Source organism: Chryseobacterium jejuense (assembly GCF_017877355.1).
In the GTDB taxonomy this organism is placed as follows: Bacteria; Bacteroidota; Bacteroidia; order Flavobacteriales; family Weeksellaceae; genus Chryseobacterium; species Chryseobacterium jejuense_A.
Window position 1 is genome coordinate 254,367 of sequence record NZ_JAGIPR010000006.1, and the last position, 26,680, is coordinate 281,046.

Below are 26,680 nucleotides of genomic sequence, written 5' to 3' on the forward strand. Positions count from 1 at the left end.
TAGCAATATAAACTGTGGTTTTTTTATGAAGATGAGTAATTTAGAATTAGGGAAATTAAGACCATTATTGAAGAAAGCTTACCTTTCAATGTATTTTAAAAATCCGAAAAATTCACCATACGTAAATCATTCATTTCGTGCATATTTGTATTCATCTAATACTTCAATTAATATAAAAAAACACCTGACATGATTGTAAAAATTATTAATTCTATTCTTATCCTTACTGCTGTTTTTATGGGTTTTAAACAGGGAATTGCCATGTTTTCAGGAAAACCTGAAATGACTGCTCTATTTGGAAAATGGGGATTTGATAAAACCGGACTGATGATTAACGGAGCCATTACCATTCTTGCTTCCATACTGATACTATTTCCCAAAACATTTGTCTGGGGAAACTTTTTGATGGCTGCAGGTATTTTGCTGATTATCTGTTTTCATCTTATGGATAAAGATTTTAAAGGAGTATTGATAGAGCTTCCTTTCCTTTTTCTTAATCTGCTGATTATTTATCTCCAACATCCTCTTAAAAATTAACTTTGATATGAAATATTCCAATTTTGCAATAATATTAGCTATAGGACTTTCATGTACAGCCTGTGGCCAGCAAACAGTCAAAGAAAAAGAAACCTTAACAACAACTTCAAAACAACAACATACAATGGATTTATCAAAAATAACGGACCCTCAGTTAAAACAGGCTATAGAAGCTCTTCAGGCAGGAGATAAAAGCTGGTACAGTTTCTTCACTGAAAATCCTACCATGACAGATGATGGCAATAAGGTGGATTTTAAATCATTTTTTGCCAATGCTCTTGGCAAAGAAATGTTCCTCAGTATAGACCGTGTTGAAAATGACAGTAAGGAGATTCACGGAAATTTTAAAGCGGGACAATGGGGAACGTTTCCTGTATTTTTCAGATTTCATAAGAATACTGAAGGAAAGTTTGACCGGTTGGATATTGGGCAGGATAAATAAAAGAAGAGTTTCCAAAATATAAAGACTGCCTCAAAACGAGACAGCCTTTAAGCACGTATCTAAAAATCAATTGTGCTTTAATACTAATGAAGATTGTTTTTTAGCTTTTAAAAACTACTTTGTTAGCTAGTTTTAAAGTATAAGCATTTTTGTTTTTTGTCAGTAAATACTGTCCTTTTTTATAAGTCACTGCTTTTTTAGAAGCAATTTTATCAAGTATTAAGCTTCCATTAGATGAAGGCAGGAACAATTCTGCTTTTTTTCCATCTTCGCTAAGAATTACTGCAGCATTAGAAGTATAAGATTTTTTATTATCTACTTCTTTCAGTTGTATCTTTTCTTCAAAAAGTCTTACACAGTCATTTTTTATTACAGAGAATGTATATCCTGCAGACCCTTTACAACCGTGCTTATCTTTGTCCGAACCGGCACCTTTTGGAGTAAGTTGAGCTGAAACTCCTGAAGCAAACATTACAACTGCCATTGCGGTAATAAATTGTTTTACATTTTTCATATATGTTTAATTTAATTGAATGAATTTACTTATTTTTTCTCACATTTATTTCAATTGGAAACTAAATCGTCCTTATAATAATTCACCAACATTTTTTCATCTCTATTTTCCCATAATAAAAGAGGGGCTCATCTTTGTGTTTTTAGAATCTTTACTATTTTTTTAGTCTTTAATTTTTTGCCCCTCTTTTGGTTTTTGCAAATTTTAGAAACTTATTAAAAAAAATCACAATTTTATCATACTACATTCATACCACATTTGCTGTTTACTCCATAAATAAAGGCTTTTATCGATAAATATCTATAAAAATAACATCTTAAAACAGGCCAACAAAAATGAAAAGATTTAAATAGTTTTATTTTTGACATCAGGTTAAAGTTATAAAAATGTAGGATTGAGGCTGGAAGTTATTGTGGTCTTATAATCACTGAATGTTATCAGAAAACAGTTTTTAAAATGGGAAACATGCATATAACAGAAGTTAAGATATACCTGCAAAAAAAAAGAGATTACCGGAATTATTTCTGAGTAATCTCTTCAACACTAAGATTTTTAAAACCCTATTCAATCACTATAAAAGAAAACATAGTAAATAAAGGGTAATTTCTAACTACTAAGTAATAAAAAGCAGGAAAAAAACACGAATATTTGCAAATATTCAGCTACCACACACATACGACATCACTTACAGCTACCTGTTGTATAACAATTTTAAAATTATATCAATGATTCTTGTCCTTTCGTTTTCAGGAAAAATGTTTCTTGTTTCGATTTTGGTTTTATAAAGAATCAAAGAAAATAAACAGTTCCTGTTCAGTAGGAACATTAAGTTTTTTTCGTAATCTGTGTTTTTTCTGCTGTACAGATTTGTGTTGAATAAAAGTATATTCGGCAATTTCCTTTGAAGTGAAATTAAGTTTTATCATGGCACAAAATGCCAGTTCTGAAGCACCAAGTTTTGGGTTGATCTCCAGAAGCCTCGGGCAAAACTCAGGATAGATCTCCTGAAATCTTGTCAAAAATGTAGAATCATTTCCTTTTGCCAGTCCTACCAGTTCATCAAAGGAGTCATTAATTCTACTTTTCAGAGAAAGAGCTTCACTTTTGAATTCGTTTTTCTTTTGTCTTAATGCTCTGTTATGTCTATAAAGTAAGATAAAAATGACCAGTGATAAAATAACAATAAAGCCGATATAAAAGTAAATTTTCTTCCGGGCTCCATTAGATTCTTCATCTTTATCACTCAACATATGGTCTATTGAAATATTGATCGCTTCATTCTGAATATTATCCAGCGCTGTTTTTTCTTCTGTATATTTTTTCATGGCCTCTTCTTCCTTCTGTGGCTCATTCAGCATTTTATACGTTTTGGCTATAGATTCATAGACTCCGGGTATGTTATATAATCTGTTGGTTTTATTGTAGTAATCCAGTGCTTTATTGTAATATTCTAACGCCGTTTTATAATCCTCCTGTTCAAAATAATAATCTCCATAAGTAAGATCCACAAATGCACTCTGAACATTCACCTTACCTGTATTGACAATTTTTTCTGAAGCTTTCTGAAGATAGATCAGGGCAGAATCTTTTCTTTTGGTGTAGTTCAAATGATGTTTGGCTAAAAGTGTATTCAACAGAACTCCCTGCCCGTCAATCCTTTTTCCTTTCTGTAAATAAATGTAAGCTGAATCTGCTTTATTCGCTTTATACAGAAAATCAGCCCTGTTGGCATAAAGCCTGTACAGGTAAAATTTTCTTTTTTCCTGATCTGGAATATTTTTAAGATAATATAATCCTTTCGTATTCAGATCCAAGGCACTTTTATAAAGACCTATTACCCCATTCAGCTGGGCTCGTTCCTGATAGAGTCTTGCTTTTAAAACAGGACTATTAACCTTCTTAAGTTCTTTTTCAGCAAGGGAAAGATAAGATAGTCCTCTTTTATAATTTCCGATGGTTGCTGAAATATTGGAAATATTGATATAGCAAAGGATAATCCCTTCCTTGTAGTTTTTTTCTTCTGCCAGATTCAGATAATCTTTGTTAAGGCGGACAAGACTTTCGTAATCTCCCTGAATACGAAACGATTCTGTTTTCTTCAACAGAATATTGTCAAACTCTTGATGCGAAAAGACTCCCTGACTGTAAGCTGATGTAGCAAAACACAACAGGAATAAAAGGAAAAGATTATATGAATAAAATATTCTGTTTAATTGAGGGGGGAACATGTTTTTAATTATTTAAAGATAATAATTGTGAAATTTTAAATCATTTGTACGTTCAACATAAATGATTGATTGCTAATAAATTCTGTTCATTCTAGGTTTTGTTATTGCATTACAAATAGTATTCCAAATTTATTGAAAATTTTCCCTTTGATGTGAAAAATAATTACAAATAGTCTTTTAAAAGAGATAGAAAATACCTTATCTATTCAGCATACAAAAAGAAGCTATTCTCTATTAACATAACTCACTGATAATCTTTAAAATATAATGTTTTTTATCCTTCTAATTCTACAAACCATTCTTCAAATACATCCTGTGCTGTTTTTGCCTTATGACCAGTAAAAGTTTTATCATAGCAGAAATCACTATTAAATTTATCGGTTTTAGGATGATATGATAGCTTCAACATGACCGGAACTTCTTGCCCTTCATTTTTAAATAGTTCTTCTATCCTTTTTAAAATCTGATTGCCCTTATTGAGCATCCCAAAAGCTTTTTCATGGCTGATGTCATACTGCATATCAGACACTTCATTCACTTTATGAGATTTCACCAAATACCCATTGATTTCATAAAATACTTTATAAAAATAACCGGATTCTATTAATCCAATGATATAAACAGCATCTACTTCTTCTGAATTATTATTGACAAATTCAAAACCTGTTTCAACCAGTTCTGCAAGATATTTTTGAAATTCGTTATCAAAATGGCTCATATTTCGATGATTTGCAATTACATCAGTTAAGATAGCAAAATTTAAGCATTAAATCTTTAGTCTCAGTACTTATCATTCTTAACAATTGCCATAATATTTATGTAAATTTGGACATTATCTGCCTGCCAGTATACAAAGCAGACGATTTCACCACTTCATTATGGATACAGATCTTATTATTTCGCAGCTGACAGAACATTTTCAGGAAATTGTCTCTTTAAAAGAGGAGGAAATTGATTTTGTGACTCAAAAACTGGAATTTATTCGGCTTAAAAAGAAAGATTATCTCCTTCGGGAAGGACAAATTTCAAGACATATGCGCTTCATTGCCCAGGGAAGTCTGTATGCATATCATATTGATGAAAAAGGTAAAGAAAATATCACTCAGCTTGGCATTGAAAACTGGTGGATCAATGATCTTTACAGCTATCTGAGTGAGCTTCCTTCAAGAATGTTTATTCAGGCTAATGAAGATGCTACGATCGTTCAGATCAGTAAAACCAACCTTGAACTCTTATACAAAGAAATCCCTGCCATCTCCGAATTCTGGCGTCTGAAAATGCAATCTGCGTATGTTACTTTACAGGAAAGAACGTTTGAACATTCAAGAGTGGATGCCTACACCAAATACAGAAACTTTGTAACAGATTATCGCAATATCGAACAGCGTTTTCCTCAATACATGATTGCTTCTTACCTGGGAATCACAGTAGAATACTTAAGTTATTTAAGAAAAAAACACCTGTCTGGCGTTTCTTAAGATATCTTAAGTTTATTCCGTTCGTGCCTGAATAATTTTGCTCTCAGAAATTTAATGAGTGCAATATGAAGGCAAAAATTATCGCCATAACAGCTCTTGCATCAGCCTCTCTAAGTCTGAATGCACAGAAACTAAACTATACCCCGGATCTTGTGTTAGGACACCGCTCCTATACCTATACGCACAATGTCAATTATTATTTTAATGATCGGCTGAAGCTCAACAATCTCACTTTATTTGATACAGAATATACCAAAGACAAAGAAAACATCTTCTTTATACGAAATACCCTTGCTTATAATCTTACCAAAAGATTCAGCGTCAATGCTGCGCTGGGTATGAAAAACCCCGGGGCATTCTTCAGTGCTTATGCACAGTACAGGATCACAAAACCCACTTATTCTCTTTCCTACTCTATAGGAGCAACCTATCAGAAAGGATTTTCTCTGGAACAGTCTGTATCATTTGAATATACACCTTATCTGAAGGAAAACCTGCAGGGTTATTTCAGTGTATTAGCCATTGGTAATATCGATGATAGTGGCTATCCAAGAGGGCTTCAATTTATCCGTCTGGGAGTAAAACAGGATAAAATAATGTATGGAGTGGCTTCCAACTTCGACCAGTTCAACAACGCAAAAAAGACACTTGAAAACGTTGGGACATTTATAAAATATAACTTTTAAATAATAATATAATGAAAAAGAACATTGATTTAGGACTATTAATCAGCAGAATAGCCATTGGATTTCCCATGTCAGTTTACGGAGTTAACAAATTGATCCATGGAATTGGATTTATTGAGGATATGATGACGATACATGGCCTACCTTCATTCTTCGCTTATGGAGTATTTGCTGGTGAAATTATTGCTCCCATTATGTTGATGCTGGGTTTCAGAACACGTCTGGCAGGTTTGATCTTTGCAGCCAATTGCCTTACAGCAACAGTTATTGCTCAAACAGCCAATATTTTTAAACTGAACAACTTTGGAGGCTGGGCCCTGGAATTATTGGTAATCTATATGTTGGTGGGGATAAGTCTTTTCTTTGCCGGAGCCGGAAAATATGCGGTTTCAACTGCTAATAAGTGGGACTAAATACTATTGATGTAGGAAAACGCAAAGACTCTATTTTTTTCTTTTCAATATGTTTTTAAGGCGCAAGATTATCTGCGATAAAACTGTATACTGCTAAAATATGTTTTTATAATTGCCGCGAATACACGAATAAGATGATTTTATTCGTGTATTCGCGGCAATTTCAATCTTATTCTGAGTCCTTAATTTCATAAAAAAATGATTTATAAGCAGATTGTTATTTTCACACATTAAAATTCATCTTGGAAATACTACACTCCATCTATCCTATTCTACAATACATCTTTTAACATATTGGTTAACAATAAATTGAATAAATATTAAAGTTTCTTTGTGGTGTCAAAAAAAGAAAAAAATGAAAAAAAAATGGATGATCATTGCTGCACTCACACAGGCAGCTTATGCTTTTGCACAAATAGAATTGAGATCAGAATACCTGCCTCAACAGAAGTACATCAATGATAACGGAGATAAAACTGAGGGTAAAAGTTCTTCCCTCACCACTACTTTTACCGCAATGGTTCCTGTAAGTGTAAAACCATCAAACTACCCACAGCCTTCCATATGGGCTGCTACGTTTAATGCTTCCTATACTTCATTCAGTAATGATGGAATCCCAACTGGAGCCCTGCCAAAAGAAATGAGTTCTGCAGACATTGGGGCAATGTATATGACTCCATTAAGCGAAAAACTTATGTTCATTGGCGGAGCTTCTGCAGGTGTCTACTCTACCCATACCGATCTGAAAAAGTTAGAAATGGATCATATTGTGGTAAATCTCTATTCCTCTTTTATATGGCAGCTTCGTCCCAAAATAAAGCTTGGGGTTGCTCTTGTTGGAAATAATGCTTTTGACAAGCCTATGCTTATTCCTTTCCCGTACTTCCAGTACCACAGTGAAAAAGCCCGCGGAATGGAATATCATGCGGAATTGAGTTATACTCCCAAATTTTCTGTAGGTTACAGATTTAATGAGGCATTTGCTCTGCGTATTGTGAACCGTCCCAAGTTTTTCTTTTCTCTTGCTAAGATTGACGGACAACAGAAATATTTCGATCATCATTACGTAAGCTTAGGAGTGGAGCCAGAATATAGAATCAATAACTGGACAATAAGTGGTATGTTTGGGGCTAACTTTGGACGTACAGACCGCTATCGTGACAGGAAACCCTCTAATTTTCTTAAATGGGGAAATGCAACTTTCGATCCTTCATTCTATATTTCTGCCGGGATAAAATATAACTTTGCAAAAAAGCATAAATAAGAAATACTCAATATATTTTATAAACTAAACTTAATATGGATCTTTCTGAAATTTTCCCGAATCAGGAAATGAAAACCAAAAGATATGTGCTTCCTCTCTATTATTTTTTGGTAACCACTCTCTATACCATATACCAAATCATATTCTTCAATACCATTTTGAAGAGCAGCATTCTTTCAAAAAGCAGCTTATGGGACAATTTTCTGCTTCAATTTGCCATCTTCTATCCCATTGTTCTGGTTATGACTTTTCTGGATTATCTTTTGATTAAGTTTATTAATGAGATTACTCCTCTGCACAGCAGTTTATACAGACATGCTTCGGCTCTGTTTGTAAGTAATATTTTGTTATGCATTCTTCTATATGTCATCTTCAACTTCATGGTTACAGAGGTAATGGATGTGGGAATCCGACAGTCACTTTCTTATAAAACAAGTCTTATTCTCAATATTACAGCCAATTTACCCATCCTTCTGGTTATTGATCTGCTGTTTTACTTTCAGGCAGAGCGTAAGGCGATTAAAGCTACCGAAAAAGCTAAACGGGATATGTTAATGTACCAGTATAATGCCCTGAGAGCACAGGTAAATCCACATTTTTTGTTCAATTCGCTTAATGTATTATCTTCTCTCATTTATGAAAATCAGGAGCAGGCGAATAAATATACCAAAGCCTTATCCCAGGTATACAGACAGGTCTTATCTGTAAGTAAAAAACCTCTGAATACACTACAAGAAGAAATGCATTTCTTCCGGCAATATCTGTTTCTGATGGAAATTAGATTTGAAGATGGCTTTAAAATAGAAATTGAGCCTATTGAGCAATGGGAACACCGCAAATTGGTAGCCTTCAGCTTTCAGCTTCTTCTGGAAAATGCTTTTAAGCACAATGTAAGTTCTGTAGCAGATCCTTTATTAATCTATATTTCTGTGGATGAAAACGGAATATCTTTCAGAAATAGAATATTTTTACGCAATGATATCATAAAAGGAGAAGGAATTGGTTTATCTTTTCTGAATACACAATACGACCGTTATCATAAAAAACTGAGAATAATAGAAGAACAAAATGATTTTATTGTCAAAATACCTTTCGTAGAATGAAAAAATATTTAATTGTTGAAGATGAGCGTCTGGCTTTTTCTGAATTGAAACGAATGGTAGACAATCTTCGTCCCCATTATCAGTTATTGGGAAGAACAGAAAGTGTACTGGAATCTGTTGAGTTTCTACAGGAATACAAACCTGATTTTATTTTGATGGACATCAGTTTATCAGATGGCAGCTGTTTTGAGATTTTCAACCCTATCAAAGTAGAGGTTCCTATTATTTTCACAACCGCTTATGACGAATATGCCATACAGGCCTTTAAAGTCAACAGTATAGATTATCTGCTGAAACCTATTTCTGAAGAGGATCTGGAACGTGCCCTCATCAAGCTTGAAGATCTTCATTTTGACAATGAACAAAAAGAAATAGGCATCCGGATGGTAGAATCTTCCCTCATGAAAAAGGTTAAAAACAGATTTCTGGTTCACTCCCGTGATGGATACCTCTATGTTGAATCTAAAAACATTGCCTACTTCTACAGTGAAGAAAAAGTAGTAATGCTGCATACATTTGATAATAAAAGATATATCATTAATTATACACTGGATCAGTTGGAGGGACAGCTTACAGAGGATTTATTTTTCAGGGTTTCCCGAAACTGCATTGCCAATATCAAAGCGATTAAAGGAATTAAAAAGGTTGTCAACAGCAGATTAGCCATTGTGTTTGAGCCGGAGTGTCCCCATGAGATTGTTGTGAGTCGTGTGCGGGTTCAGAACTTCCTTGAATGGCTGAATGATGATTAAATAAATGCCACGAATACCGCAAATGATTTTATTTGTGCATTTGTTGCCATTAAAAAATATTCAAAACCTAATTTAGATACATCTGCGTGAGAATCTCTTTCCACACTCAATTTTATTGCAGATAAAATCTTTGCATTTTTCAACAAAATTCTCTGTATCTAGATTTTATCCGAGCATTAGTACCCAAAAACAGACGAGATCATTTCATTTATACCTATCTTTATCCTGAATTTAATAAATTGTGATGAAGGAAGTAATCGTCTATCAAATTGATTCTTTTACAAAGGAAAAATTCAAAGGAAATCCTGCAGGTGTCGTATTAAATGCGGAAAATCTGACCTCTGATGAGATGCAGCTCATTGCAAGAGAACTTAATAATTCAGAAACAGCATTTGTGCTAAAATCTGATGAGAATAATCATTTTGACTACCACATACGCTACTTCACTCCAACCACAGAGGTTCCAATCTGTGGACATGCCACCATTGGAGCGCTTTATGCCAAAGCTATAGAAGACCGGCTAGATTCCTGTACCATTACAATCAACACTCAGGTTGGTATTTTACCTATCAACATTCTAAAAGTAGATAATGATTATCAAATCACAATGACCCAGGGAAGCTTTAGCCTGGAACCAGCTTTTGAACCATCAATAAAGCAAAGAATTGTGGATGCTTTAGGCTTAAAAAAGGAAGACCTGAATGAGAAATGCCCAATACAGATTGCTTCTACAGGCCATTCTAAAGTTATGATTGGCATTAACAGAAGAACTCTGCTGAATAATCTGACTCCTGATTTTATGGCTTTAGTCCATCTCAGCAAAGAAATCAAATGTAATGGTTATTTCGTATTCACTTTTGACTCTGATGATAAGGATGTTTTAACCTATGGAAGAATGTTTGCTCCTGCTATCGGTATTCAGGAAGATCCTGTGACGGGCAATGCGAATGGACCTTTGGGAGGCTACCTTATTCAGAATAAAATCGTAGAAGTTTCTGACGGAACTTTTGAATTTATCGGAAGACAAGGAGAAACCATCAATAGAGTTGGGCAAATGAAAGTTGAGATCAACGTAAAAAATTACAGCCCAGAAATCATCAGGATTACGGGAAATGCTGTTACGGTATTCCGTACTATGATGTCTGTTTAAAGCTTATTCTGAATCCGGCTTGGCTTCTTCCAGTTTTTTTCTGTAATTTTTTGGAGTAGATCCGGTTTTCACTCTGAATAAATAAGAAAAGTGAGAAAAGTTCTGGAATCCCAGCTCAAAAGCTATCTCTTTAATCGATTTATTGGAACTATGAAGTAAATTTTTGGCTTCAAGTATAATTCTTTCTTTAATAAATTCAAGAGGTGAAATTTTATACTGTTTTCTGCAAATCACCCCCAAATAATTAGGAGTGATGCATAACTCATCAGCATAAAAGGCTACATTCTTTTGCGTTTTATAATATTTATCCACCAGCATATGAAAACGAAAAGGAAGATTGTCTGGAGTGCTGAGTGCTTTATTACCATAAGCATGCTCTACCCATAAGTTGATAATAAGCGCTAAAAGCCTTACTCTTGCATTGATAAGCTCCGGAAATACAACATCAGCAGCAATTTCCTTCCTGATAGCATTAAATTCAAGACTAAATCTGTGATAGGTTTCATCATCAGGTTCTATCATTTCATATTTGCTGTAAGAGGAAAAAGTGAATTTTAGGGTCGGAGAAAAAGTCTTAAGAATTTCATCATTAATGATAAGTCTTCTTCCAACAGTATCAGAAGCCAGTTCCCACTTGTATTCTCTTTTGGGAAGATGGATAAATAATTGCTGAGCTTTTAGACCATACTGATTCAGACCGGTTATGCATTTTCCACCCTCACACTGATCCAGTAAGATAATGGTAAAACAGTTTTCAGGAAAAAAGTTAAGTGAATCACCACTGATTTCATCCTGAAAAACAACGTCAATTCCTTTGTTAAACACTTCCTCTACTGAATTTTTATTAATCAACTCTTTATCTATTATCATACTAATCTTTTCAATACTAATTTATGAAAATACCTCATATATTGTTTTCTGTGACTAAGCAATATATTTTTATTTGCTGTTGTTTTTAGCAGCGTGCAAAGATACATTCTTCTTCTCCGTATGGAAATATCAGAAACCGTGATAATAATATCGTATTTTCATATCATTTACCCTCAATAAGGATATTAAAAAGCAGCAATATTAAAACATAACATACTATATATCTTAATTTTAAGATGAATTATCTCCTTTTTTACTATTTAATTTTCAATAAGTATATTTTTAGTTTATCGTTAAAACAATAAGTATATTTGTGTAAGGTTCTTTTTCTATACTCAAATGTTAACAGACAAATTCGGAAGACATATCAATTATCTAAGGCTGGCCGTTGTGGACAGATGCAATCTGCGGTGTACTTACTGCATGCCGGAAAACGGGCTAGAATGGATTAAACAAAACGACCTGATGACTGATGAGGAAATGCTCAGAATATGTTCTGTTTTTACAGACCTTGGTGTAGATAAGATCAGAATAACAGGTGGTGAACCTTTTGTCAGAAAAAACTGTATCAGCCTCATTAAAAAAATATCGGAACTTAAAGGACTTACAGATTTAAGCTTAACCACAAATGGGCTTCTTACTGAGCAGTATATTCCACAACTGAAAGCATTCGGAATAAAATCGGTTAATCTCAGCCTTGATACGCTGGATGAAGATCGTTTCTTCCAAATCACCCGCCGTAAAAGCTTTGATAAAGCGATGAAAACATTAGATAGTTTATTGAAACATCAGATCAAAGTAAAAATCAATACAGTAGTGATGGAGAATCAAAATATTGAAGATCTTATTCCTTTGGTTGAACTTACAAAAAACCTTCCGGTAGATGTACGTTTTATTGAAGAAATGCCATTCAATGGAAATAATAATACCGATATAGTCCCAAAATGGAGCTATCCGCAAATTCATAACTACGTCAAAGATCATTTTCCTGAGATAGAAAAAATAGAAGATCCTAAAAGTTCCACCTCTTACAATTACAAAATACCCGGTTTTATGGGAAACATCGGCATTATTGCAGCGTATACACGTTCTTTCTGTGGAGACTGCAACAGAATACGAATTACTCCTTCCGGGATATTGAGAACCTGCCTGTATGAAGGCGGCGGGATCAATTTAAAAGATATGATTCGCTCGGGAACCACTGACAGCGAATTAAAAAGTATAATTATCAACACTATACACCATAAACCTAAAGACGGATGGGAAGCAGAGCAACAAAGTCTTACTCCTTCCTCAATTCATCAGTCGATGGCTACAATAGGAGGATAACTATGGAAATGATAACCGTACAACAGGCAGAAGACATTATATTTTCCCAAATGCAAGATTTTGGAGTAGAATATATTGCTTATGACTATGCTTTAGGAAGAGTTTTGGCAGAGAACCTTACTGCAGATAGGGATTTACCTCCTTTTGACCGACCTACTGTAGATGGAATCGCCATCTGCTATGCTGCATATGAAAAAGGAGTCCGTTCTTTTCCTATCAAAGCTGTACAATCCGCAGGAGAAGCGTCTATACCTGTTGATTTGGAAACGGAATGTATAGAAATCATGACCGGTGCTGCTTTAGATGGTTCAGTAGATACCGTTATCCGATATGAGGATATCACAATACATAATGGAATGGCAACCGTTACTATTGATCTTAAAAAAGGGCAGAATATCCATCTGAAAGGCAGAGATAAAAAAGAGGGCGAAATTTTGGTACAAGCCAATCAGATTATCACTCCAGCCATCATTGGAATAGCTTCTTCCATTGGAAAAACCTCTATTGCAGTAAAAAAACTGCCTAGGATCATTATCATTTCTACAGGAGATGAAATGGTAAGTCCGGAATCCATTCCTTCTCCTTATCAATTAAGACGTTCAAATGGGATCACCATACAGTCTGTTTTAAAAAAATACCATATTGAAGCAGATACCCTTCATCTCAACGATGATTATGAAGAGATCAAAAAAGAAATTTACCGATGCATCCATGAATATGACGTTCTCCTTATGAGTGGTGGTGTATCTATGGGAAAATTTGACTATTTACCTCAAGTTTGCGAAGAACTAGGCATAGAAAAGCTTTTTCATAAAATAAAGCAAAGACCGGGAAAACCTTTTTGGTTTGGCAAAAATGATGCGCAGAAACTTGTTTTTGCATTTCCTGGAAATCCCGTTTCTGTATTTATGTGCTTACACAGATACTTTATTCCCTGGTTGAAAAAGTCTCTGGAAATTTCAGGAAACTCACCTCAGTTTGCAGTATTACAAAACGATATTGAAGTTCCTTTTCCGCTCCAATATTTTGTTCAGGTAAAACTGGGAACAAATCAGCTGGGACAGCTCATCGCTGAATCGGTTCATACAAACGGATCAGGAGATTTTTCTCATCTCGCGGACACCAATGCTTTTATGGAACTTCCTTTGGAGCAGAACAGTTTTAAAAAAGGAGAAGTCTATAAAATCTGGAAGTATAATGATTAAAATAAATGCCAAATACACGAATATTATTTATGCATACAATCTATACTACTGTCCCTCCGGTAGGAATATCAAACTTCACGTTGATTTTTAGTTTTACAAAAGAAACTACAGATAATTCATAATATAAAAACATTCGTGGAAAAAAAATCCACATCTGTGGTTAAAAAAGAATATATGTCAGAATTTACTCATCTTAATAAAAAAGGGCAGCCTGCTATTGTAGATGTTGGCGGCAAAAAGATCACTCATCGTAAAGCTATTGCACAAGCCATCATCTCTCTTCCAGAAAATGTATTGGAAGCGCTACAGCAAGACGATTTCAAAACCAAAAAAGGTTCTGTATTCCAGATTGCCGTTATTGCAGGAATTATGGGCGCTAAAAAAACGAGTGAACTCATTCCTCTTTGCCACCCCATCGGACTTGATAACTGTAATTTACAGATAGAACTGAACGAGCAAAATGATATTGTCATCGAATGTACTGCCAGCATAGAAGCTAAAACAGGGGTAGAAATGGAAGCACTTACCGGTGCATCCGTTGCAGCTCTTACTATTTATGATATGTGCAAAGCATTGAGCCATGATATTGTCATCAAAGAAATTAAATTAATAGAAAAATCGGGTGGAAAAAATGATTTCAGAAGAGCTTAATACAATTCCAAAAATCAACGGTCTTATTCTCGCAGGCGGAAAAAGCGTAAGAATGGGAAAAGCTAAAGATCTCCTTCAATGGCATGGAAAAGAACAGCGTTATTTTGCAGCAGATCTTCTCGCTCCGTTTTGTGATGAGGTTTTTATCTCCTGCAGACAGGATCAGCTGGAAAACTTTAATCCTGATTACAAAGCCCTTACCGACACTTTCCTGAATATGGGACCTTTTGGCGGAATTCTTTCAGCACTGCGTGCTCAAAGAGATAAAGCATGGCTCGTAGTGGCCTGTGATCTTCCTCTTTTGGATTCAAAATCTCTGGAATTCTTAATACAGTCAAGAGATCCGGAAAAGACAGCTACCACTTATGAAAGTCCTTTTGATGGCTTACCTGAGCCTTTAATTACGATTTGGGAGCCTAAAAGCTATCCTTTGCTGCTTCAATTTCTGGGAATTGGAAATACCTGTCCACGAAAGGTTTTAATCAATAGTGATACATTGATTTTAAAACCTAATAATCCCGACGCTTTGATGAATGTAAATACACCTGAGGATGCTGAGAAAGCGAAACAAATCCTAAAAAGCTGATTTTAAGACGCAAGATTTTCGATAAAATTGAATGCTGCAGAAATAAGTGTTTATGGAAAATCTGCAATAACATATTACTATTGCTACGAATACACGAATTATTAAAAGAATAAAGGAAAGAAATCAGCAAGAAAATAGTAAAAAATTAGGACGAAAAAATAAAGAAACAATTATGAATACATCATTTGAACGTTATGAGTGCCAGATTGCTTTACCTGGATTTGGTAGGGTATCTCAGGAACTGCTGAAAAATGCCAGAGTCCTTATTGTAGGAATGGGCGGACTTGGCTGTCCTACTGCCCAATATCTTGCTTCTTCGGGTGTTGGAACCATTGGTATTGCAGACGATGATATTGTTTCTTTAAGCAATCTCCATCGCCAAATCTTATACACTCCTGAGGATGTAGGCACTTACAAAGTAAACGTTGCAGCCAAGAGATTACAGCAACAGAATCCTTCTGTATCCATTATTCCTTATAAATTACGCATCACTTCTTCCAATGTGATAGAGCTAATTTCAGAGTTTGATCTCATTATTGAAGGAACAGATAATTTTGAAACGAAATGCTTGTTAAACGATGCCTGTGTTTTAACTGGAAAACCTTTAGTGTACGGAGCTATTTACCAACATGAGGGCCAGGTTAGCATCTGGAATGTTTTACAAAAGGATGGTAGTTATTCTTCTAATTATCGCGATGTTTTTCCCAATGCAGAAGAGTCTCAGGTTCCTAACTGCAGAGAAGGTGGTGTAATTCCTACTTTAGCTGGTATTGTAGGCTGTATGCAAGCCAACGAAGCCATAAAATACCTCATTCGATCTGAAGAAACTTTAGCAGGAAAACTATGGATAATGAACGTAATGAGTGGCAGAACACAAATCATTAAATTAAGAAAAACTTCTGTTCAAATTACAGACCTTCCTCAGACTGTTCAGCTTATGGGGTTTGAAGAGTTTAAGCAGAATAAGAATGATTTTGCAACCATAGATGTCCGTACAAAGGAAGAACACCAGAACTTTAATATGGGTGGAAAAAATATTCCGCTGGATGAATTGGAAGAGCAATACCCTTTTATTTCTTCGATTTCAAATCCTATAATTATTTACTGCCAATCCGGTAAACGGAGTATGGAAGCAGCCAGAAAAATTAAAAAAGAATTTCCTGAGAAAGATGTGTTTTCATTGAAAAACGGTATTAGTGAAACACCTCAATAATTTTTAATCACATTTTTTTTGTTGTAAACACTTAAGTTCACTTTAGAAGTAACTGATTGCTATCCTCAATCATAAACTATGGATCCATGTGGTTTATATTATTACCCATGGGTTTTATCTGCCATGAATGAAAATATATTTTTAACATTTCCTCACAATAGATTCACTTAAAATAACTAAAGTCTTTGTTTTTTAATCAAATAAACTTGCGTCCGAATAGAAAACCTTCCCGTTACTGATTCTTGCAGGGGCTGTGTATGGATGTTCTTCTGTTTTATCAATATTCATAATATGTTCCACCTCCCACCCCTTTGCTTTAAGGTAATCTGAGATCATGGATCTATGACAACTCCACCATACGGCTTCTGAGCACATAAATGCCGTTATTTTTAACCTTGCTATCGCTTCAAGTTTTTCAATGGCTTTGGTAAACTCTTCAGTCTGCATATAATCAGCATATCCACGAAAAGATTCGTTTCTCCAGCGGCTATTGACCGAATTGGGCTGTACTTTCCTTCTACCGCCTAATGCTTCGAAATGGATATATTCAATAGAATTTTCGGGCAATACTTTTTCCAGATTTTCTTTACTGAACCACGGATATCTCTTTGAACCTGCAAACCTCCGAACATCAGCCAAAACTTCAATATTGAATGATTTCAGCATCTCAATAAACTCATCCAAAGGGCGAACAGAATGTCCAATGGTGTAAATAACTGGTTTTTCTAAAGGTTCCATAGGTTTTTACAATCAGTCTATGATGGTGTGTTTAACTTTTTGAGAAACTGAAATCTCCTCTCCTGCCATTTCATGAATCGTTTCTTCAATCATCACACTCATGGTATTCAGAGCCAGATCATTGGCTTCCGTACCAAATGGTTCTTCAATTTCATCTGCAATGGCCTCAAATGCCACAAATGTATAGGCTACAAACACAACAATAAGCGGTGTAAACCATCTCAACGAATCCACTAATCCAAACGGTAAGAGGAAACAGTAAATATATACGGTACGGTGCAATAAAACACGGTAACTGTAAGGAAGCGGAGTGGAAACAATTCTTTCGCATCCACCAACAATATCAGAGAGTTTATCAAAATTTTCGTCGAAACGTGCCTGTTGAATGGTGTCAATACTTCCTTCCTCTTTTGCTTTCTGAACCCATTCTGCCAATAACCTCATAATCACAGCGGGTTTATACTTTGTTGCAGAAACCATTTTTAATTGATCCTCACTCAGTCTTTCTTTTAGATCTTCATGAGCATCTGTACCTCTCAACTGATGTTTCAATGCGAAAATAAAAGCACCTAATAATTTGATAAATTCAGAAACAGAGAGACTGCTGTCTTTTACATTCCTTAGTGTTAAAGCCTGACGGGTTAATGATCTTGCCGTATTCAGTAAGGCTCCCCACAATTTACGCCCTTCCCAGAATCTATCATAACTGGCGTTATTCTTGAATCCTAAAAATAAGGCCAATACAAAGCCGAATAACGTTAATGGTGCCGGATTAAGCGGAATTTTAAAGGAAAAAATTACCCCACGCAGATAGACTATCCCTAACGATAAGATAAAAAGCAAAAAAAGACGTGGCAACAGCCCAGGTAATACTGAACCATGCCAGACAAAAAGCATTTTAAACCAATGTTCTTTCTTCCTTATAATCATACCGTTTTTTGTAAAGTCTTAATTTTAAAATTTATTTTTTGATCTGTCCTGTCATTAAAGATTCCAGCTGATAAGAGCTGCATGCAGATTTTTTCTCTCCTTCTGCAACAATACGAAGCGGACCTTTTGATTCTGCCAAAGGTTTTCCGTCCATAGTATCTGCTACCAATAACATTTTTATCTGCAATGGATGCATCCAGCTCAGCTAGTGAAAATAAGACCTGATAGCCGTCCTTACATTTCGCCAACAGATATTTTGATATATTTTCACCATGAAGCTCCTTTCCGGAAGGAGCCCCGGCCTTTGCAAGAATATCTTGGATGGAAACTCCCGTGTAGACATGAACGCTTCCCTCTTTATCTTTAAGGGATGCTTCTTTTCTCGGCATCTTTGATAAATCAGTCAGACTCAGTTCTAAAGATGTAGGAACTTCCCCATTCACTTTCAGTTTGAATCCGGATTAACAAAAGGCCCAGCCGGAAAGCAATAACAGCGCTACAGGCGGTATTTTTTTCATACAACAATATAAGAATAATTATGGTTTTTGAATGGCTCCCCGATACAGCATTTCATCTACTTTTTTATAGACTTCAGGATCGTGTTTTTTAATCTTGATTTTCACATACTTGGAAGCCGGCATATTACTTTCCTTCACCACATTATTTACTGATACCAAAACATTGGTTTCCGGGAAATAAGTAACCGTATTCTTTTCAGGAATCTGATAGGAAACAATGATAAACAGAGGTGCAATCCTTTCTATTCCATCATCGTAGTTGAAAAGATCCACTTTATCACCTGCTTTAAATCCTGCTTTTTCAATATCCTTTTGATTCATGAATATGACGCGGCGCTCATTTTTAATTCCACGATAACGGTCATCCAATCCATAAATAGTAGTATTAAACTGATCGTGAGTACGGGTTGTTGCCATCATATATTCATCGGGAGCCAGCGTATTATCGGGAATTTCTGTTAATGTGAACGGAGCTCGTCCACCCAAGTCTTTAGCAAACCTCTGTTCGTCTCTTGCTGCATTGGGAAGATAAAACCCGCCTTTTTGTCTGACACGAACGTTGTAATCTGTAAAGCCAGGGATACATTGTTCAATATCATCTCTTACCGCATCATAGCTATCATGAAAGCGCTGCCAGTTCACTACAGAACGGTTTCCTAAAGTAGCCATTGCCATACGGCACACGATCTGGGTTTCATTAATGAGGTTATCTGAAACGGCATCCAGCATTCCTTTTGAACTCTGAACAACTCCCATGGAGTTTTCTGTTGTAATGATTTGCACCTCGCCATTAACAATGTCTTTGTCACTACGGCCATAAGTAGGAAGAATTATAGCTTCTTTCCCATGAACGAGGTGTCCTCGGTTCAGTTTAGTAGAAACACATACCAATAAATTCAGTTTTCTTAGGGCATTGGCTGTAAATGTAGTATCCGGAGTTGCAGAAAGGAAGTTTCCTCCCATACAAAACATTACTTTTATTTTTTCTTCATGAATGGCTTTTATCGCACGCACTACATCGTATCCATGTTTACGGGGAACTTTGAAACCGTAGTAGTTTTCAAGACGGTCAAGCTGTTCATCAGTAGGCTTTTCATCAATCATCATGGTTCTGTTACCCTGAACATTACTGTGGCCTCTTACAGGACAAACTCCAGCTCCTGGTTTACCAATACTTCCTTTCAGTAAAAGAATATTCAGTATTTCACGGATCATATCAACTCCGTTCGGCTGCTGGGTAAGTCCCATTCCCCAGCTAACAATAATCTTCTTTTTGAAAGCTATTATTTCAGCTGCCTGCTGAAGAGCTTCCTTGGATACTCCTGAAAGATCAGCTAATTCATCAAGTTTATACTGGTCAAACTGCTTTATGAAATCCTCGTATCCTACTGTTTTATTTTTAATGAAATCTTCATCAAAAACCTTACCTGGATTTTGTTTCTCAAATTCTATTAAAAGAAGTTCCAAAGCTTTCAATAAAGCCATATCTCCATTAATCTTCACAGGCAGATAAAGATCTGCAAGCTGCACACCACCGGTAAGAATTTCCCTTACACTCTGAGGATTGATGAATCCCATTAGCCCAGCTTCCGGTAAAGGATTAATTGCTATAATTTTAGCTCCATTCTTCTTCCCTTTAGCCAGAGCACTCATCATTCTTGGTGCATTGGTTCCCGGGTTTTGTCCGATAATCACAATCACTTCAGCATCATAGAAATCTTCCAGAGTTACCGTTCCTTTACCAATTCCTATAGTTGGACGGAGTGCAGAACCTGAGGTTTCGTGGCACATATTGGAACAGTCGGGCATATTATTCGTTCCGAATTCTTTAGCAAATAACTGATAGACAAATGATGCCTCATTACTCGTTCGACCGGATGTATAAAAAGCTGCCTGATCCGGAGATTCCAACGCATTGAAATGTTCTGCTATCTTTTTCAAGGCATGATCCCAGCTGATAGGTTCATAATGGGTAGCTCCGGGAGCCAGATACATGGGATCGGTAAGCCTTCCCATTTTCCCGATCTGATAATCATCTAATTTCGCCAGATCATATACGGAATTCTCCCTAAAAAATTCAGGAGTTACTTTTTTGGTAGTTGCTTCTTCAGCAAGAGCTTTTGCTCCGTTTTCACAATATTCTCCAAGAACAGAACGTTCATCATCAGGATCCGGCCAGGCACAACTCGGGCAGTCGAAACCACCCATCTGATTCATTTTGAACAGGGCTCTCATTCCTCGTACAGCTGTTTTTTCTTCAAATAAATCACTAAAAGCAGCCATCACTGCCGGAACTCCTGCAGCTGCCTTTTCTACGTGTGTCAACCTAAGGTCAAGTAAAGTGAATGGATTTTCAGCACTGGTTTCTCTGCTGATTTCTTCTTCTACTTTCTTTTTATTATTGTCTTCCATAACCTTGTATTTTGTAAAGTGATTAGCATTTAAGATTGGGATTCGGATAGTTGTCACTTTGATCTTCCATCGTATTATCTATGCATACAAAATCTTTTTCCACTAAAAGTTTTACCAGACCTGCCTGACCGTCAAAACCTACAATATCTGTAGATACCAGCTCTTTTACCATGGCTTCCGGCATTCTCATTACAATCTTATTTTCAATGAAGACTGCAGATAATGTTGCTTCCTTTGTTTTCTCTATGGCATAGATAAATGGACGATCTACAAATTCTGTAAAGCTTGAGATAATCCCGCTTTTTCCTAATTCTAAAACTTCAGATTGGGTTAAACGGAATCTTATGGAGTTGTCTTTTATTCTTATTTTCATTTGTTTATTTTTAACTATTTATTCACCTTATCTATGTGCTTATGTGGTAGAAATTAAGTTTTTTTTAAACCACATATAGATATTGTCCATTCATAATGGTTATTTTTCAATGATTTTGTGGAAGCTGCTTTCGTTATAAATATTAAACCTGTTATCTCTTAGGAATCCTAACAAAGTCATATCAAACTCTTTTGCTACATCTACTGCAAGGCTGGATGGTGCTCCTATTGCTGCCACCACTACAATTCCTGCCATAGCAGCCTTTTGAATAAGTTCGAAACTAGCCCTGCCACTAAGCACTAAAATTTTATCTTTTAGGGGAAGTTGTCCTGTAAATAATGCATGGCCAATCAGTTTATCTAATGCATTGTGTCGTCCTACGTCTTCCCGTAGAGCCAATAGCTGTCCATTAAAATTGAAAATTCCGGAGGCATGAATTCCTCCTGTAGCACTAAAGTTATTCTGAAAAGACTGCAGATTATCAGATAACTGATACAAAACCTCAAATAATAAGGTATGTTCTTCCCTTTCGATATGCTGAAAAGTGCTTACCGTTTTTATAGATTCTATAGAACCTTTTCCGCACACTCCACAACTGGATGTGGTATAAAAATTTCTGTCAACATTTTTTAGGTGAGGAGCAAAATCTTCAGTTAATTCAACTTCTATGATGTTTTCCCGATTTCTGGAGCATTCGGCCTGTGGATGATCTATATTTTGAACTTGATGATATCCTGAAATAATTCCTTCCGTGAATAGAAAACCGGCAGCCAGTTCTGCATCATTACCGGGAGTTCTCATGGTTACAGATATATTTTTACTGATCCTCTGGTTTTCTGGACCATAAGAAATCCGGATCTCCAGCGGTTCTTCTACAGAAATATCGTCTGTATAAGCAAAACTTCTGTCTTCTTTTACCTTAACAATATCTATCTTCTGTACAGATTTATTTTCTAATGTATTGGTTTTCATATCTGAATAATCTGTTATAGTAAATATACTAGTTTTCGTTCTTTAATTATGGATGAGCAGAAACCCATTCTTCTCCATCTTCAAAAATCTCTTTTTTCCATATGGGAACGGTTTTCTTTATGGTATCAATAACGTAACGACAAGCGTCAAAAACAGCATCCCGATGCCCATCATTCACCACAATAATTACTGCAGCATCACCGGGGTATAAAATTCCGGTACGATGGTGGACAACAATATTTCGTACAGAAAACAGGGCCATGGCCTGATCTGCAATTTTTTTAATTTCTTTAGTCGCCATGGATTGGTAACATTCATATTCCAAACGGACGACAGATTTGTTTTGGGTAACATTCCGAACAGTTCCTATAAATGTTGCTATCCCGCCACTGCTAAGATCCTGAGCAAGGGCAAGACATTCGGTGATGTTTAATGTATCTTCTGTTATTCTGATGTCAATCATTTTTTTTCATTTTTGATTCCACAAGCTATTTTATTCGTTCATTCATAGCGGAAAAAATGCTACAAATGAGCAAATAATTTTTAAGCATATGCTTTTTATCCACCACTCACGGGAGGGATTATCGCTATTTCATCTGTATCAATAATAATTTGATTATCTTCAGCATATTCTTCATTCACTGCGATGAAATAGGATTTCAGTTTTATGAGTTGTGGAAAGTCTTTTTCCAATCTCTCTTTTAATTGACTGACATTCAAATCATCCTGAAATTCCATCTTTTTTTCTGATGCTCCGAAAATATCTTTCGTTATTCCAAAAGCCAATATTTTAAGTTTCATTTTATTTTTAAACTAAGGTTTTACCAATATTTCATGAGAACATTTATTCCTGCCACCAAAACAAGGACTGCAGTCATTCTTTTTATAACCAGAGGATTCCATTTCAGTGACATTCTGGATCCCATCTGTCCGCCAATAAAAACAGCCAGACATAAACTTAAAATCCTGAAATAATCCATACCTACAGAAAGTTTTGATAATTGCCCGAAAATACCTGATATAGAATTCACCAATATAAAAACACTGGATGTGGCTGCTATTTTTCTTGGGGTATCCCATTTCATAAGATTCAACATTGGGGAAAGAAAAATTCCACCACCAATTCCTACTAATCCTGATAAAAAGCCGATTCCGCCTCCTAAAAAACTATTTCCTAAAATTGCAGATTTCGATTCCTGCGATACTTTCTCTTCGGTTTTAGTTTCTGTTTTAATCCATAATAGAATGGCTGCTATGATAAGAGTAATTCCTAAAATCAGAAAAAAAGTCTCCTGGCTTATTTTCAGAACAGCTCCCCAATAAGCCATGGGAACACTTACCAACGTTATGGGGATTACTTTTTTCCAACCGATCTGCTTATTTTTAATATAAATATAAACGCCCCCCACTACAACAATAACATTACAGATCAATGCCGTTAAACGGATTTCCTGATAAGGGAGACTATACATTGCCAACACCGCCAGATAACTGGAACCACCGCCAAATCCTACTGATGAATATACAAATGCAATAATCAAAAAGAATAGAAAAATCTCCCAATGCCCCATATTAATTTGTTGAAGGTTTATTTCATTACAATAATACTCATTTTACCGCTTGATTAATGAGAGAAAATGTAAAAGTCTCTGCGGTAATTTGTGAAAAAAATATCATAAATTGTTTATTCCAAGAATAAAGTAATGGGTTACCATTATCATTTATTAAATTTGATTGATTAGAAACAGTAAAAATGCCCGCAAACGAAACACAAAAAAACATGAATTCTCAGAATGTCACCGATTATCCTAACAACAACACCTATTTTCTGGTCTGGAATTTCAAAAAGGATGCTGATCCTGCTAAAATTAAATCTGTATTTCAAAGAATATGTGCTTTAGTCACCAATTTAAACAATTCTGCTCTGGACCGTTTTCCGAATTCTAAAGCAAGCTGCGTAGTGGGAATTGGATATGAGGCATGGTTACAGCTTGAATTACCCAGTCCGCTGCCTAAAGAATTTAAAAAATTTGAAGCTATAAAAGGTAGTAAGCATACCGCAGTGAGTACAAGAGGAGATATTCATTTTCACATTCGTTCTGATGAAAAAAGTCTGGCGTATGATATGGCTTCTACGATTTCGGATTTCATGACAGAAATTGCTGATTGTGCAGTGGAAGTTCAGGGGTTCCGCTATTGGGACAGCAGATCTATTTTAGGTTTTGTGGATGGTACGGAAAATCCACATGGAAAAGACCGTAATTTTTTTGCGATTATCGGAGATACTGATCCTGAATATGAAGGCGGAAGTTATCTTTTTGTTCAGAAATACATCCATAATATGAATGCATGGAAATCTCTTTCTGTAGAAGATCAGGAAAAAGTGATCGGCAGATCCAAAGAACAGGATATTGAAATGGATGATGATGTAAAACCTAAAAACTCACATATTGCATTGGCCAATGTAGGAGATGATTTTAAGGTGGTGAGAGACAATATGCCTTTCGGAAATGTCTCAACAAATGAAATGGGAACTTATTTCATCTGCTATGCAAGCACATTCAGTACAGTACAAAAAATGCTGACGAATATGTTCATTGGAGATCCTGTAGGAAATTATGACCGAATTCTGGATTTCAGTACTGCCCAGACAGGAACTTTATTTTTTGTCCCTTCAGCGGATATGCTGGATGAGTTTTCTTCATAAATTAACGCATGCAATAACTTAATAATTAAAATAGATGAGGCTGTCTCTAAAATGTCATTCTGAACACGGGTTGAAAGCCTGCGAACGTAGTTCAGAAATGGAATGAAGTATCTCAAACAATTGATCGTTAATGAGATTCTTCCTTCATCAGAAATCGAAGATTATCTCCTTTCAGTTGATGAATATTATTTCGACGTAGTCAATAACAAAGGCCAAATTGAGACAGCCTCATCTTTTACCTATATTTATTCTTTTAAACTCATTTCAACCTGTTCCTCTTCATTGAATAAGAAACTCTTCAAAATATCCTTATGAATCTTCACAACGTCTCCGTTCTGAACTTTATGCTTTTTCTGTAAAGGTCTTTCATGAACGAAAATAGCATCCGCATCAATCAACTGATTCATTTTGCTTGATGAAAGTTGTAAACAGGTTCTGATAACCGTTGATAATCTGAGATTAAATTCGAAAGGACATTTGATTTTAAAACTAAGTATCTCACTGTCTGAAGCCATCATCTGCTCTATCGGAATCTCATCAAACTGAATTTCATATTCCACACTGTCCAAATCTGCTTCTGCATTATTTTTCCGTCTTGTTTCACTGGAGAATGCATATTCCCAAGCCAAATCTCCATCATTCTCAGAAAGTCTATTAAAGATTTCCTTACTGATAGATTCGGTTCTGATCCTGGAGAATAGGGTCATATTGTATCGGGTATTGCATTTTACACATCGGTAAATTAGCCAGATATCGATATTCTTTTTTTGGGCATTCAGCCTGAATTTATCACTACAGTAAAACCTATCGCCATCACAATGGCTGCATTTCTTTTTCAAAAGGGGGGTGTTCTGGGCTTTTACCACCCATGTATACTCTATACTCATTATAATTGGTGCTTAATAATATTCTTTAGTAATTTTTTACCTATTATTCAAGCATTACACAAATCTGTACAGAATATTGAATAGAAATATCCTCTATTATTCCTAATCTGATCGGAAAACCATCAAAAAAAGGAATAACAAACAACTGCCAATATTGGCAATGCAATAAATAATAGGGTTAAATGAAAACCCGTTCGGGTAGAGTTACCCAAACGAAAGAATAATTAGCCTGTGGTTTGTGAAGGCTAATATTAAGCTATAACAGGTTTAAGAGTTGTTCTCAAAACGAATTGTTTACTTGGTTGGGATAAAATTAATTAATTCTGAACAAAAAACAAGTTTTTATTTCATTTTTTATTTAAAAATCAAAATAAGAACCCATATTTCACAATCATAACTTATATCAGTTTTGGAAACAGTGGATTTTTTATAAACGCAAAGTGGATTTTTGGTTATGCTGAATTTTAAGGAAGCTAAGAAGTTAATCGATTTGATGAAGCATGCTGGTAAGGCTGGAAGTATGATGACAATTTTAGAGAAAAGCATGATGATCTTCTCTATCATGCTAATTCTTTTTCGCCGGCAGCTTCTGAATAGTAAAATTCATACAACGTAACAGATCTGAAGTTTCTGGAATTTCATGGGAAAGACAAAAAATTTATACTGATCATTATTTTGAAGTCATCAGTCTTTCATTTGATGAGACAGGTAAGTGTACCGCT

At 35.5% G+C, this 26,680-nt stretch carries 29 protein-coding genes; 15 read left to right on the top strand and 14 right to left on the bottom strand.

Going from position 1 to position 26,680, the window contains the following annotated elements:
• Positions 1–189: 189 nt before the first annotated feature.
• Both J2772_RS14270 and J2772_RS14275 read left to right on the top strand, forming a co-directional pair.
• Positions 190–537 (top strand): DoxX family protein, encoded by a 348-nt coding sequence (locus tag J2772_RS14270; RefSeq protein WP_209917768.1) that lies wholly within the window; start codon positions 190–192, stop codon positions 535–537.
• Positions 538–544: 7 nt separating this feature from the next.
• A complete protein-coding gene (locus tag J2772_RS14275; RefSeq protein ID WP_209917769.1) occupies positions 545–979 on the top strand; it encodes a hypothetical protein in 435 nt (144 codons plus the stop codon).
• A gap of 100 nt (positions 980–1,079) precedes the next feature.
• Here J2772_RS14275 and J2772_RS14280 read toward each other — a convergent pair whose 3' ends face one another.
• From J2772_RS14280 to J2772_RS14290, 3 genes are all read right to left on the bottom strand, one after another.
• The gene (locus tag J2772_RS14280; RefSeq protein WP_245365230.1) at positions 1,080–1,493 is read right to left on the bottom strand and encodes a hypothetical protein; all 414 of its coding nucleotides are present in this window, start codon (positions 1,491–1,493) and stop codon (positions 1,080–1,082) included.
• 779 nt (positions 1,494–2,272) lie between these two features.
• The gene (locus tag J2772_RS14285; protein ID WP_209917771.1) at positions 2,273–3,721 is read right to left on the bottom strand and encodes a tetratricopeptide repeat protein; all 1,449 of its coding nucleotides are present in this window, start codon (positions 3,719–3,721) and stop codon (positions 2,273–2,275) included.
• Between the two features lie 274 nt (positions 3,722–3,995).
• Positions 3,996–4,439 carry a hypothetical protein gene (locus tag J2772_RS14290; protein WP_209917773.1) on the bottom strand — a complete coding sequence of 148 codons (444 nt, stop codon included), beginning with the start codon at positions 4,437–4,439 and terminating at the stop codon, positions 3,996–3,998.
• Positions 4,440–4,599: 160 nt separating this feature from the next.
• On the opposite strand from J2772_RS14290, the gene J2772_RS14295 reads away from it, so the two are divergent.
• From J2772_RS14295 to J2772_RS14325, 7 genes are all read left to right on the top strand, one after another.
• The gene (locus J2772_RS14295; protein ID WP_209917775.1) at positions 4,600–5,199 is read left to right on the top strand and encodes a Crp/Fnr family transcriptional regulator; all 600 of its coding nucleotides are present in this window, start codon (positions 4,600–4,602) and stop codon (positions 5,197–5,199) included.
• Between the two features lie 65 nt (positions 5,200–5,264).
• On the top strand, positions 5,265–5,885 hold the full coding sequence (locus J2772_RS14300; protein WP_209917777.1) for a hypothetical protein: 621 nt from the start codon (positions 5,265–5,267) through the stop codon (positions 5,883–5,885).
• A gap of 11 nt (positions 5,886–5,896) precedes the next feature.
• Complete coding sequence (locus tag J2772_RS14305) at positions 5,897–6,298, top strand: DoxX family protein (protein WP_209917780.1); 402 nt, start codon at positions 5,897–5,899, stop codon at positions 6,296–6,298.
• Between the two features lie 355 nt (positions 6,299–6,653).
• On the top strand, positions 6,654–7,562 hold the full coding sequence (locus tag J2772_RS14310; RefSeq protein WP_209917782.1) for a DUF6268 family outer membrane beta-barrel protein: 909 nt from the start codon (positions 6,654–6,656) through the stop codon (positions 7,560–7,562).
• Positions 7,563–7,597: 35 nt separating this feature from the next.
• Complete coding sequence (locus J2772_RS14315; RefSeq protein WP_209917784.1) at positions 7,598–8,665, top strand: sensor histidine kinase; 1,068 nt, start codon at positions 7,598–7,600, stop codon at positions 8,663–8,665.
• Positions 8,662–9,417 (top strand): LytR/AlgR family response regulator transcription factor, encoded by a 756-nt coding sequence (locus J2772_RS14320; protein ID WP_209917786.1) that lies wholly within the window; start codon positions 8,662–8,664, stop codon positions 9,415–9,417. The genes J2772_RS14315 and J2772_RS14320 overlap by 4 nt, the downstream gene beginning before the upstream one ends.
• A gap of 244 nt (positions 9,418–9,661) precedes the next feature.
• Positions 9,662–10,567, top strand: coding sequence for a PhzF family isomerase (locus tag J2772_RS14325; protein WP_209917788.1), 906 nt, complete (start codon positions 9,662–9,664; stop codon positions 10,565–10,567).
• Positions 10,568–10,570: 3 nt separating this feature from the next.
• Here the strand turns inward: J2772_RS14325 and J2772_RS14330 are convergent, their stop codons facing one another.
• The gene (locus J2772_RS14330; protein WP_209917791.1) at positions 10,571–11,437 is read right to left on the bottom strand and encodes a helix-turn-helix domain-containing protein; all 867 of its coding nucleotides are present in this window, start codon (positions 11,435–11,437) and stop codon (positions 10,571–10,573) included.
• A gap of 339 nt (positions 11,438–11,776) precedes the next feature.
• Here J2772_RS14330 and moaA point away from each other — a divergent pair, with 339 nt between their 5' ends.
• From moaA to J2772_RS14355, 5 genes are all read left to right on the top strand, one after another.
• Positions 11,777–12,766, top strand: a complete 990-nt coding sequence (moaA, locus tag J2772_RS14335; protein WP_209917793.1) for a GTP 3',8-cyclase MoaA — start codon at positions 11,777–11,779, stop codon at positions 12,764–12,766.
• An 8-nt stretch (positions 12,767–12,774) separates the two neighbouring features.
• Positions 12,775–13,971, top strand: a complete 1,197-nt coding sequence (locus tag J2772_RS14340; RefSeq protein ID WP_245365231.1) for a molybdopterin molybdotransferase MoeA — start codon at positions 12,775–12,777, stop codon at positions 13,969–13,971.
• A gap of 174 nt (positions 13,972–14,145) precedes the next feature.
• Positions 14,146–14,622 carry a cyclic pyranopterin monophosphate synthase MoaC gene (gene moaC, locus J2772_RS14345; protein WP_209917797.1) on the top strand — a complete coding sequence of 159 codons (477 nt, stop codon included), beginning with the start codon at positions 14,146–14,148 and terminating at the stop codon, positions 14,620–14,622.
• The gene (locus J2772_RS14350; RefSeq protein WP_209917799.1) at positions 14,603–15,208 is read left to right on the top strand and encodes an NTP transferase domain-containing protein; all 606 of its coding nucleotides are present in this window, start codon (positions 14,603–14,605) and stop codon (positions 15,206–15,208) included. Before moaC ends, J2772_RS14350 begins: the two co-directional genes overlap by 20 nt.
• A 172-nt stretch (positions 15,209–15,380) precedes the next feature.
• On the top strand, positions 15,381–16,421 hold the full coding sequence (locus J2772_RS14355; protein ID WP_209917801.1) for a HesA/MoeB/ThiF family protein: 1,041 nt from the start codon (positions 15,381–15,383) through the stop codon (positions 16,419–16,421).
• Between the two features lie 192 nt (positions 16,422–16,613).
• Here the strand turns inward: J2772_RS14355 and J2772_RS14360 are convergent, their stop codons facing one another.
• From J2772_RS14360 to J2772_RS14400, 9 genes are all read right to left on the bottom strand, one after another.
• Entirely contained in the window at positions 16,614–17,159 is a 546-nt protein-coding gene (locus J2772_RS14360; RefSeq protein ID WP_209917803.1) for a DUF488 family protein, read from the bottom strand.
• Positions 17,160–17,171: 12 nt separating this feature from the next.
• Complete coding sequence (locus tag J2772_RS14365; RefSeq protein WP_209917805.1) at positions 17,172–18,089, bottom strand: bestrophin family protein; 918 nt, start codon at positions 18,087–18,089, stop codon at positions 17,172–17,174.
• The gene (locus tag J2772_RS14370) at positions 18,086–18,478 is read right to left on the bottom strand and encodes a hypothetical protein (RefSeq protein ID WP_245365232.1); all 393 of its coding nucleotides are present in this window, start codon (positions 18,476–18,478) and stop codon (positions 18,086–18,088) included. Before J2772_RS14370 ends, J2772_RS14365 begins: the two co-directional genes overlap by 4 nt.
• 147 nt (positions 18,479–18,625) lie before the next feature.
• Complete coding sequence (locus tag J2772_RS14375; RefSeq protein ID WP_209917807.1) at positions 18,626–21,019, bottom strand: FdhF/YdeP family oxidoreductase; 2,394 nt, start codon at positions 21,017–21,019, stop codon at positions 18,626–18,628.
• Between the two features lie 22 nt (positions 21,020–21,041).
• Entirely contained in the window at positions 21,042–21,392 is a 351-nt protein-coding gene (locus tag J2772_RS14380; protein WP_209917809.1) for a DUF7009 family protein, read from the bottom strand.
• Between the two features lie 99 nt (positions 21,393–21,491).
• The gene (gene fdhD / locus J2772_RS14385; RefSeq protein WP_209917811.1) at positions 21,492–22,364 is read right to left on the bottom strand and encodes a formate dehydrogenase accessory sulfurtransferase FdhD; all 873 of its coding nucleotides are present in this window, start codon (positions 22,362–22,364) and stop codon (positions 21,492–21,494) included.
• Between the two features lie 46 nt (positions 22,365–22,410).
• Positions 22,411–22,827 carry a molybdenum cofactor biosynthesis protein MoaE gene (locus J2772_RS14390; protein ID WP_209917813.1) on the bottom strand — a complete coding sequence of 139 codons (417 nt, stop codon included), beginning with the start codon at positions 22,825–22,827 and terminating at the stop codon, positions 22,411–22,413.
• 95 nt (positions 22,828–22,922) lie between these two features.
• Positions 22,923–23,165, bottom strand: coding sequence for a MoaD/ThiS family protein (locus J2772_RS14395; RefSeq protein ID WP_209917815.1), 243 nt, complete (start codon positions 23,163–23,165; stop codon positions 22,923–22,925).
• A 20-nt stretch (positions 23,166–23,185) separates the two neighbouring features.
• A complete protein-coding gene (locus J2772_RS14400) occupies positions 23,186–23,935 on the bottom strand; it encodes a sulfite exporter TauE/SafE family protein (RefSeq protein ID WP_209917817.1) in 750 nt (249 codons plus the stop codon).
• A gap of 209 nt (positions 23,936–24,144) precedes the next feature.
• On the opposite strand from J2772_RS14400, the gene J2772_RS14405 reads away from it, so the two are divergent.
• Positions 24,145–25,071, top strand: a complete 927-nt coding sequence (locus J2772_RS14405) for a Dyp-type peroxidase (RefSeq protein ID WP_209917819.1) — start codon at positions 24,145–24,147, stop codon at positions 25,069–25,071.
• A gap of 245 nt (positions 25,072–25,316) precedes the next feature.
• On the opposite strand, the gene J2772_RS14410 is transcribed toward J2772_RS14405, so the two are convergent.
• Entirely contained in the window at positions 25,317–25,958 is a 642-nt protein-coding gene (locus J2772_RS14410; RefSeq protein WP_209917821.1) for a DUF1062 domain-containing protein, read from the bottom strand.
• Between the last annotated feature and the right edge of the window lie 722 nt (positions 25,959–26,680).

Bases quoted from the DNA above. Each gene is read 5' to 3' on its own strand.
- J2772_RS14410 (WP_209917821.1), bottom strand. From the start codon at position 25,958: ATGAGTATAGAGTATACATGGGTGGTAAAAGCCCAGAACACCCCCCTT.
- moaA (WP_209917793.1), top strand. From the start codon at position 11,777: ATGTTAACAGACAAATTCGGAAGACATATCAATTATCTAAGGCTGGCC.
- J2772_RS14280 (WP_245365230.1), bottom strand. From the start codon at position 1,493: ATGAAAAATGTAAAACAATTTATTACCGCAATGGCAGTTGTAATGTTT.
- J2772_RS14375 (WP_209917807.1), bottom strand. From the start codon at position 21,019: ATGGAAGACAATAATAAAAAGAAAGTAGAAGAAGAAATCAGCAGAGAA.
- J2772_RS14310 (WP_209917782.1), top strand. From the start codon at position 6,654: ATGAAAAAAAAATGGATGATCATTGCTGCACTCACACAGGCAGCTTAT.
- J2772_RS14315 (WP_209917784.1), top strand. From the start codon at position 7,598: ATGGATCTTTCTGAAATTTTCCCGAATCAGGAAATGAAAACCAAAAGA.
- moaC (WP_209917797.1), top strand. From the start codon at position 14,146: ATGTCAGAATTTACTCATCTTAATAAAAAAGGGCAGCCTGCTATTGTA.
- J2772_RS14275 (WP_209917769.1), top strand. From the start codon at position 545: ATGAAATATTCCAATTTTGCAATAATATTAGCTATAGGACTTTCATGT.
- J2772_RS14330 (WP_209917791.1), bottom strand. From the start codon at position 11,437: ATGATAATAGATAAAGAGTTGATTAATAAAAATTCAGTAGAGGAAGTG.
- J2772_RS14270 (WP_209917768.1), top strand. From the start codon at position 190: ATGATTGTAAAAATTATTAATTCTATTCTTATCCTTACTGCTGTTTTT.
- fdhD (WP_209917811.1), bottom strand. From the start codon at position 22,364: ATGAAAACCAATACATTAGAAAATAAATCTGTACAGAAGATAGATATT.
- J2772_RS14360 (WP_209917803.1), bottom strand. From the start codon at position 17,159: ATGGAACCTTTAGAAAAACCAGTTATTTACACCATTGGACATTCTGTT.
- J2772_RS14285 (WP_209917771.1), bottom strand. From the start codon at position 3,721: ATGTTCCCCCCTCAATTAAACAGAATATTTTATTCATATAATCTTTTC.
- J2772_RS14355 (WP_209917801.1), top strand. From the start codon at position 15,381: ATGAATACATCATTTGAACGTTATGAGTGCCAGATTGCTTTACCTGGA.
- J2772_RS14405 (WP_209917819.1), top strand. From the start codon at position 24,145: ATGAATTCTCAGAATGTCACCGATTATCCTAACAACAACACCTATTTT.
- J2772_RS14370 (WP_245365232.1), bottom strand. From the start codon at position 18,478: ATGCCGAGAAAAGAAGCATCCCTTAAAGATAAAGAGGGAAGCGTTCAT.
- J2772_RS14340 (WP_245365231.1), top strand. From the start codon at position 12,775: ATGATAACCGTACAACAGGCAGAAGACATTATATTTTCCCAAATGCAA.
- J2772_RS14325 (WP_209917788.1), top strand. From the start codon at position 9,662: ATGAAGGAAGTAATCGTCTATCAAATTGATTCTTTTACAAAGGAAAAA.
- J2772_RS14365 (WP_209917805.1), bottom strand. From the start codon at position 18,089: ATGATTATAAGGAAGAAAGAACATTGGTTTAAAATGCTTTTTGTCTGG.
- J2772_RS14380 (WP_209917809.1), bottom strand. From the start codon at position 21,392: ATGAAAATAAGAATAAAAGACAACTCCATAAGATTCCGTTTAACCCAA.
- J2772_RS14320 (WP_209917786.1), top strand. From the start codon at position 8,662: ATGAAAAAATATTTAATTGTTGAAGATGAGCGTCTGGCTTTTTCTGAA.
- J2772_RS14395 (WP_209917815.1), bottom strand. From the start codon at position 23,165: ATGAAACTTAAAATATTGGCTTTTGGAATAACGAAAGATATTTTCGGA.
- J2772_RS14390 (WP_209917813.1), bottom strand. From the start codon at position 22,827: ATGATTGACATCAGAATAACAGAAGATACATTAAACATCACCGAATGT.
- J2772_RS14350 (WP_209917799.1), top strand. From the start codon at position 14,603: ATGATTTCAGAAGAGCTTAATACAATTCCAAAAATCAACGGTCTTATT.
- J2772_RS14290 (WP_209917773.1), bottom strand. From the start codon at position 4,439: ATGAGCCATTTTGATAACGAATTTCAAAAATATCTTGCAGAACTGGTT.
- J2772_RS14295 (WP_209917775.1), top strand. From the start codon at position 4,600: ATGGATACAGATCTTATTATTTCGCAGCTGACAGAACATTTTCAGGAA.
- J2772_RS14300 (WP_209917777.1), top strand. From the start codon at position 5,265: ATGAAGGCAAAAATTATCGCCATAACAGCTCTTGCATCAGCCTCTCTA.
- J2772_RS14305 (WP_209917780.1), top strand. From the start codon at position 5,897: ATGAAAAAGAACATTGATTTAGGACTATTAATCAGCAGAATAGCCATT.
- J2772_RS14400 (WP_209917817.1), bottom strand. From the start codon at position 23,935: ATGGGGCATTGGGAGATTTTTCTATTCTTTTTGATTATTGCATTTGTA.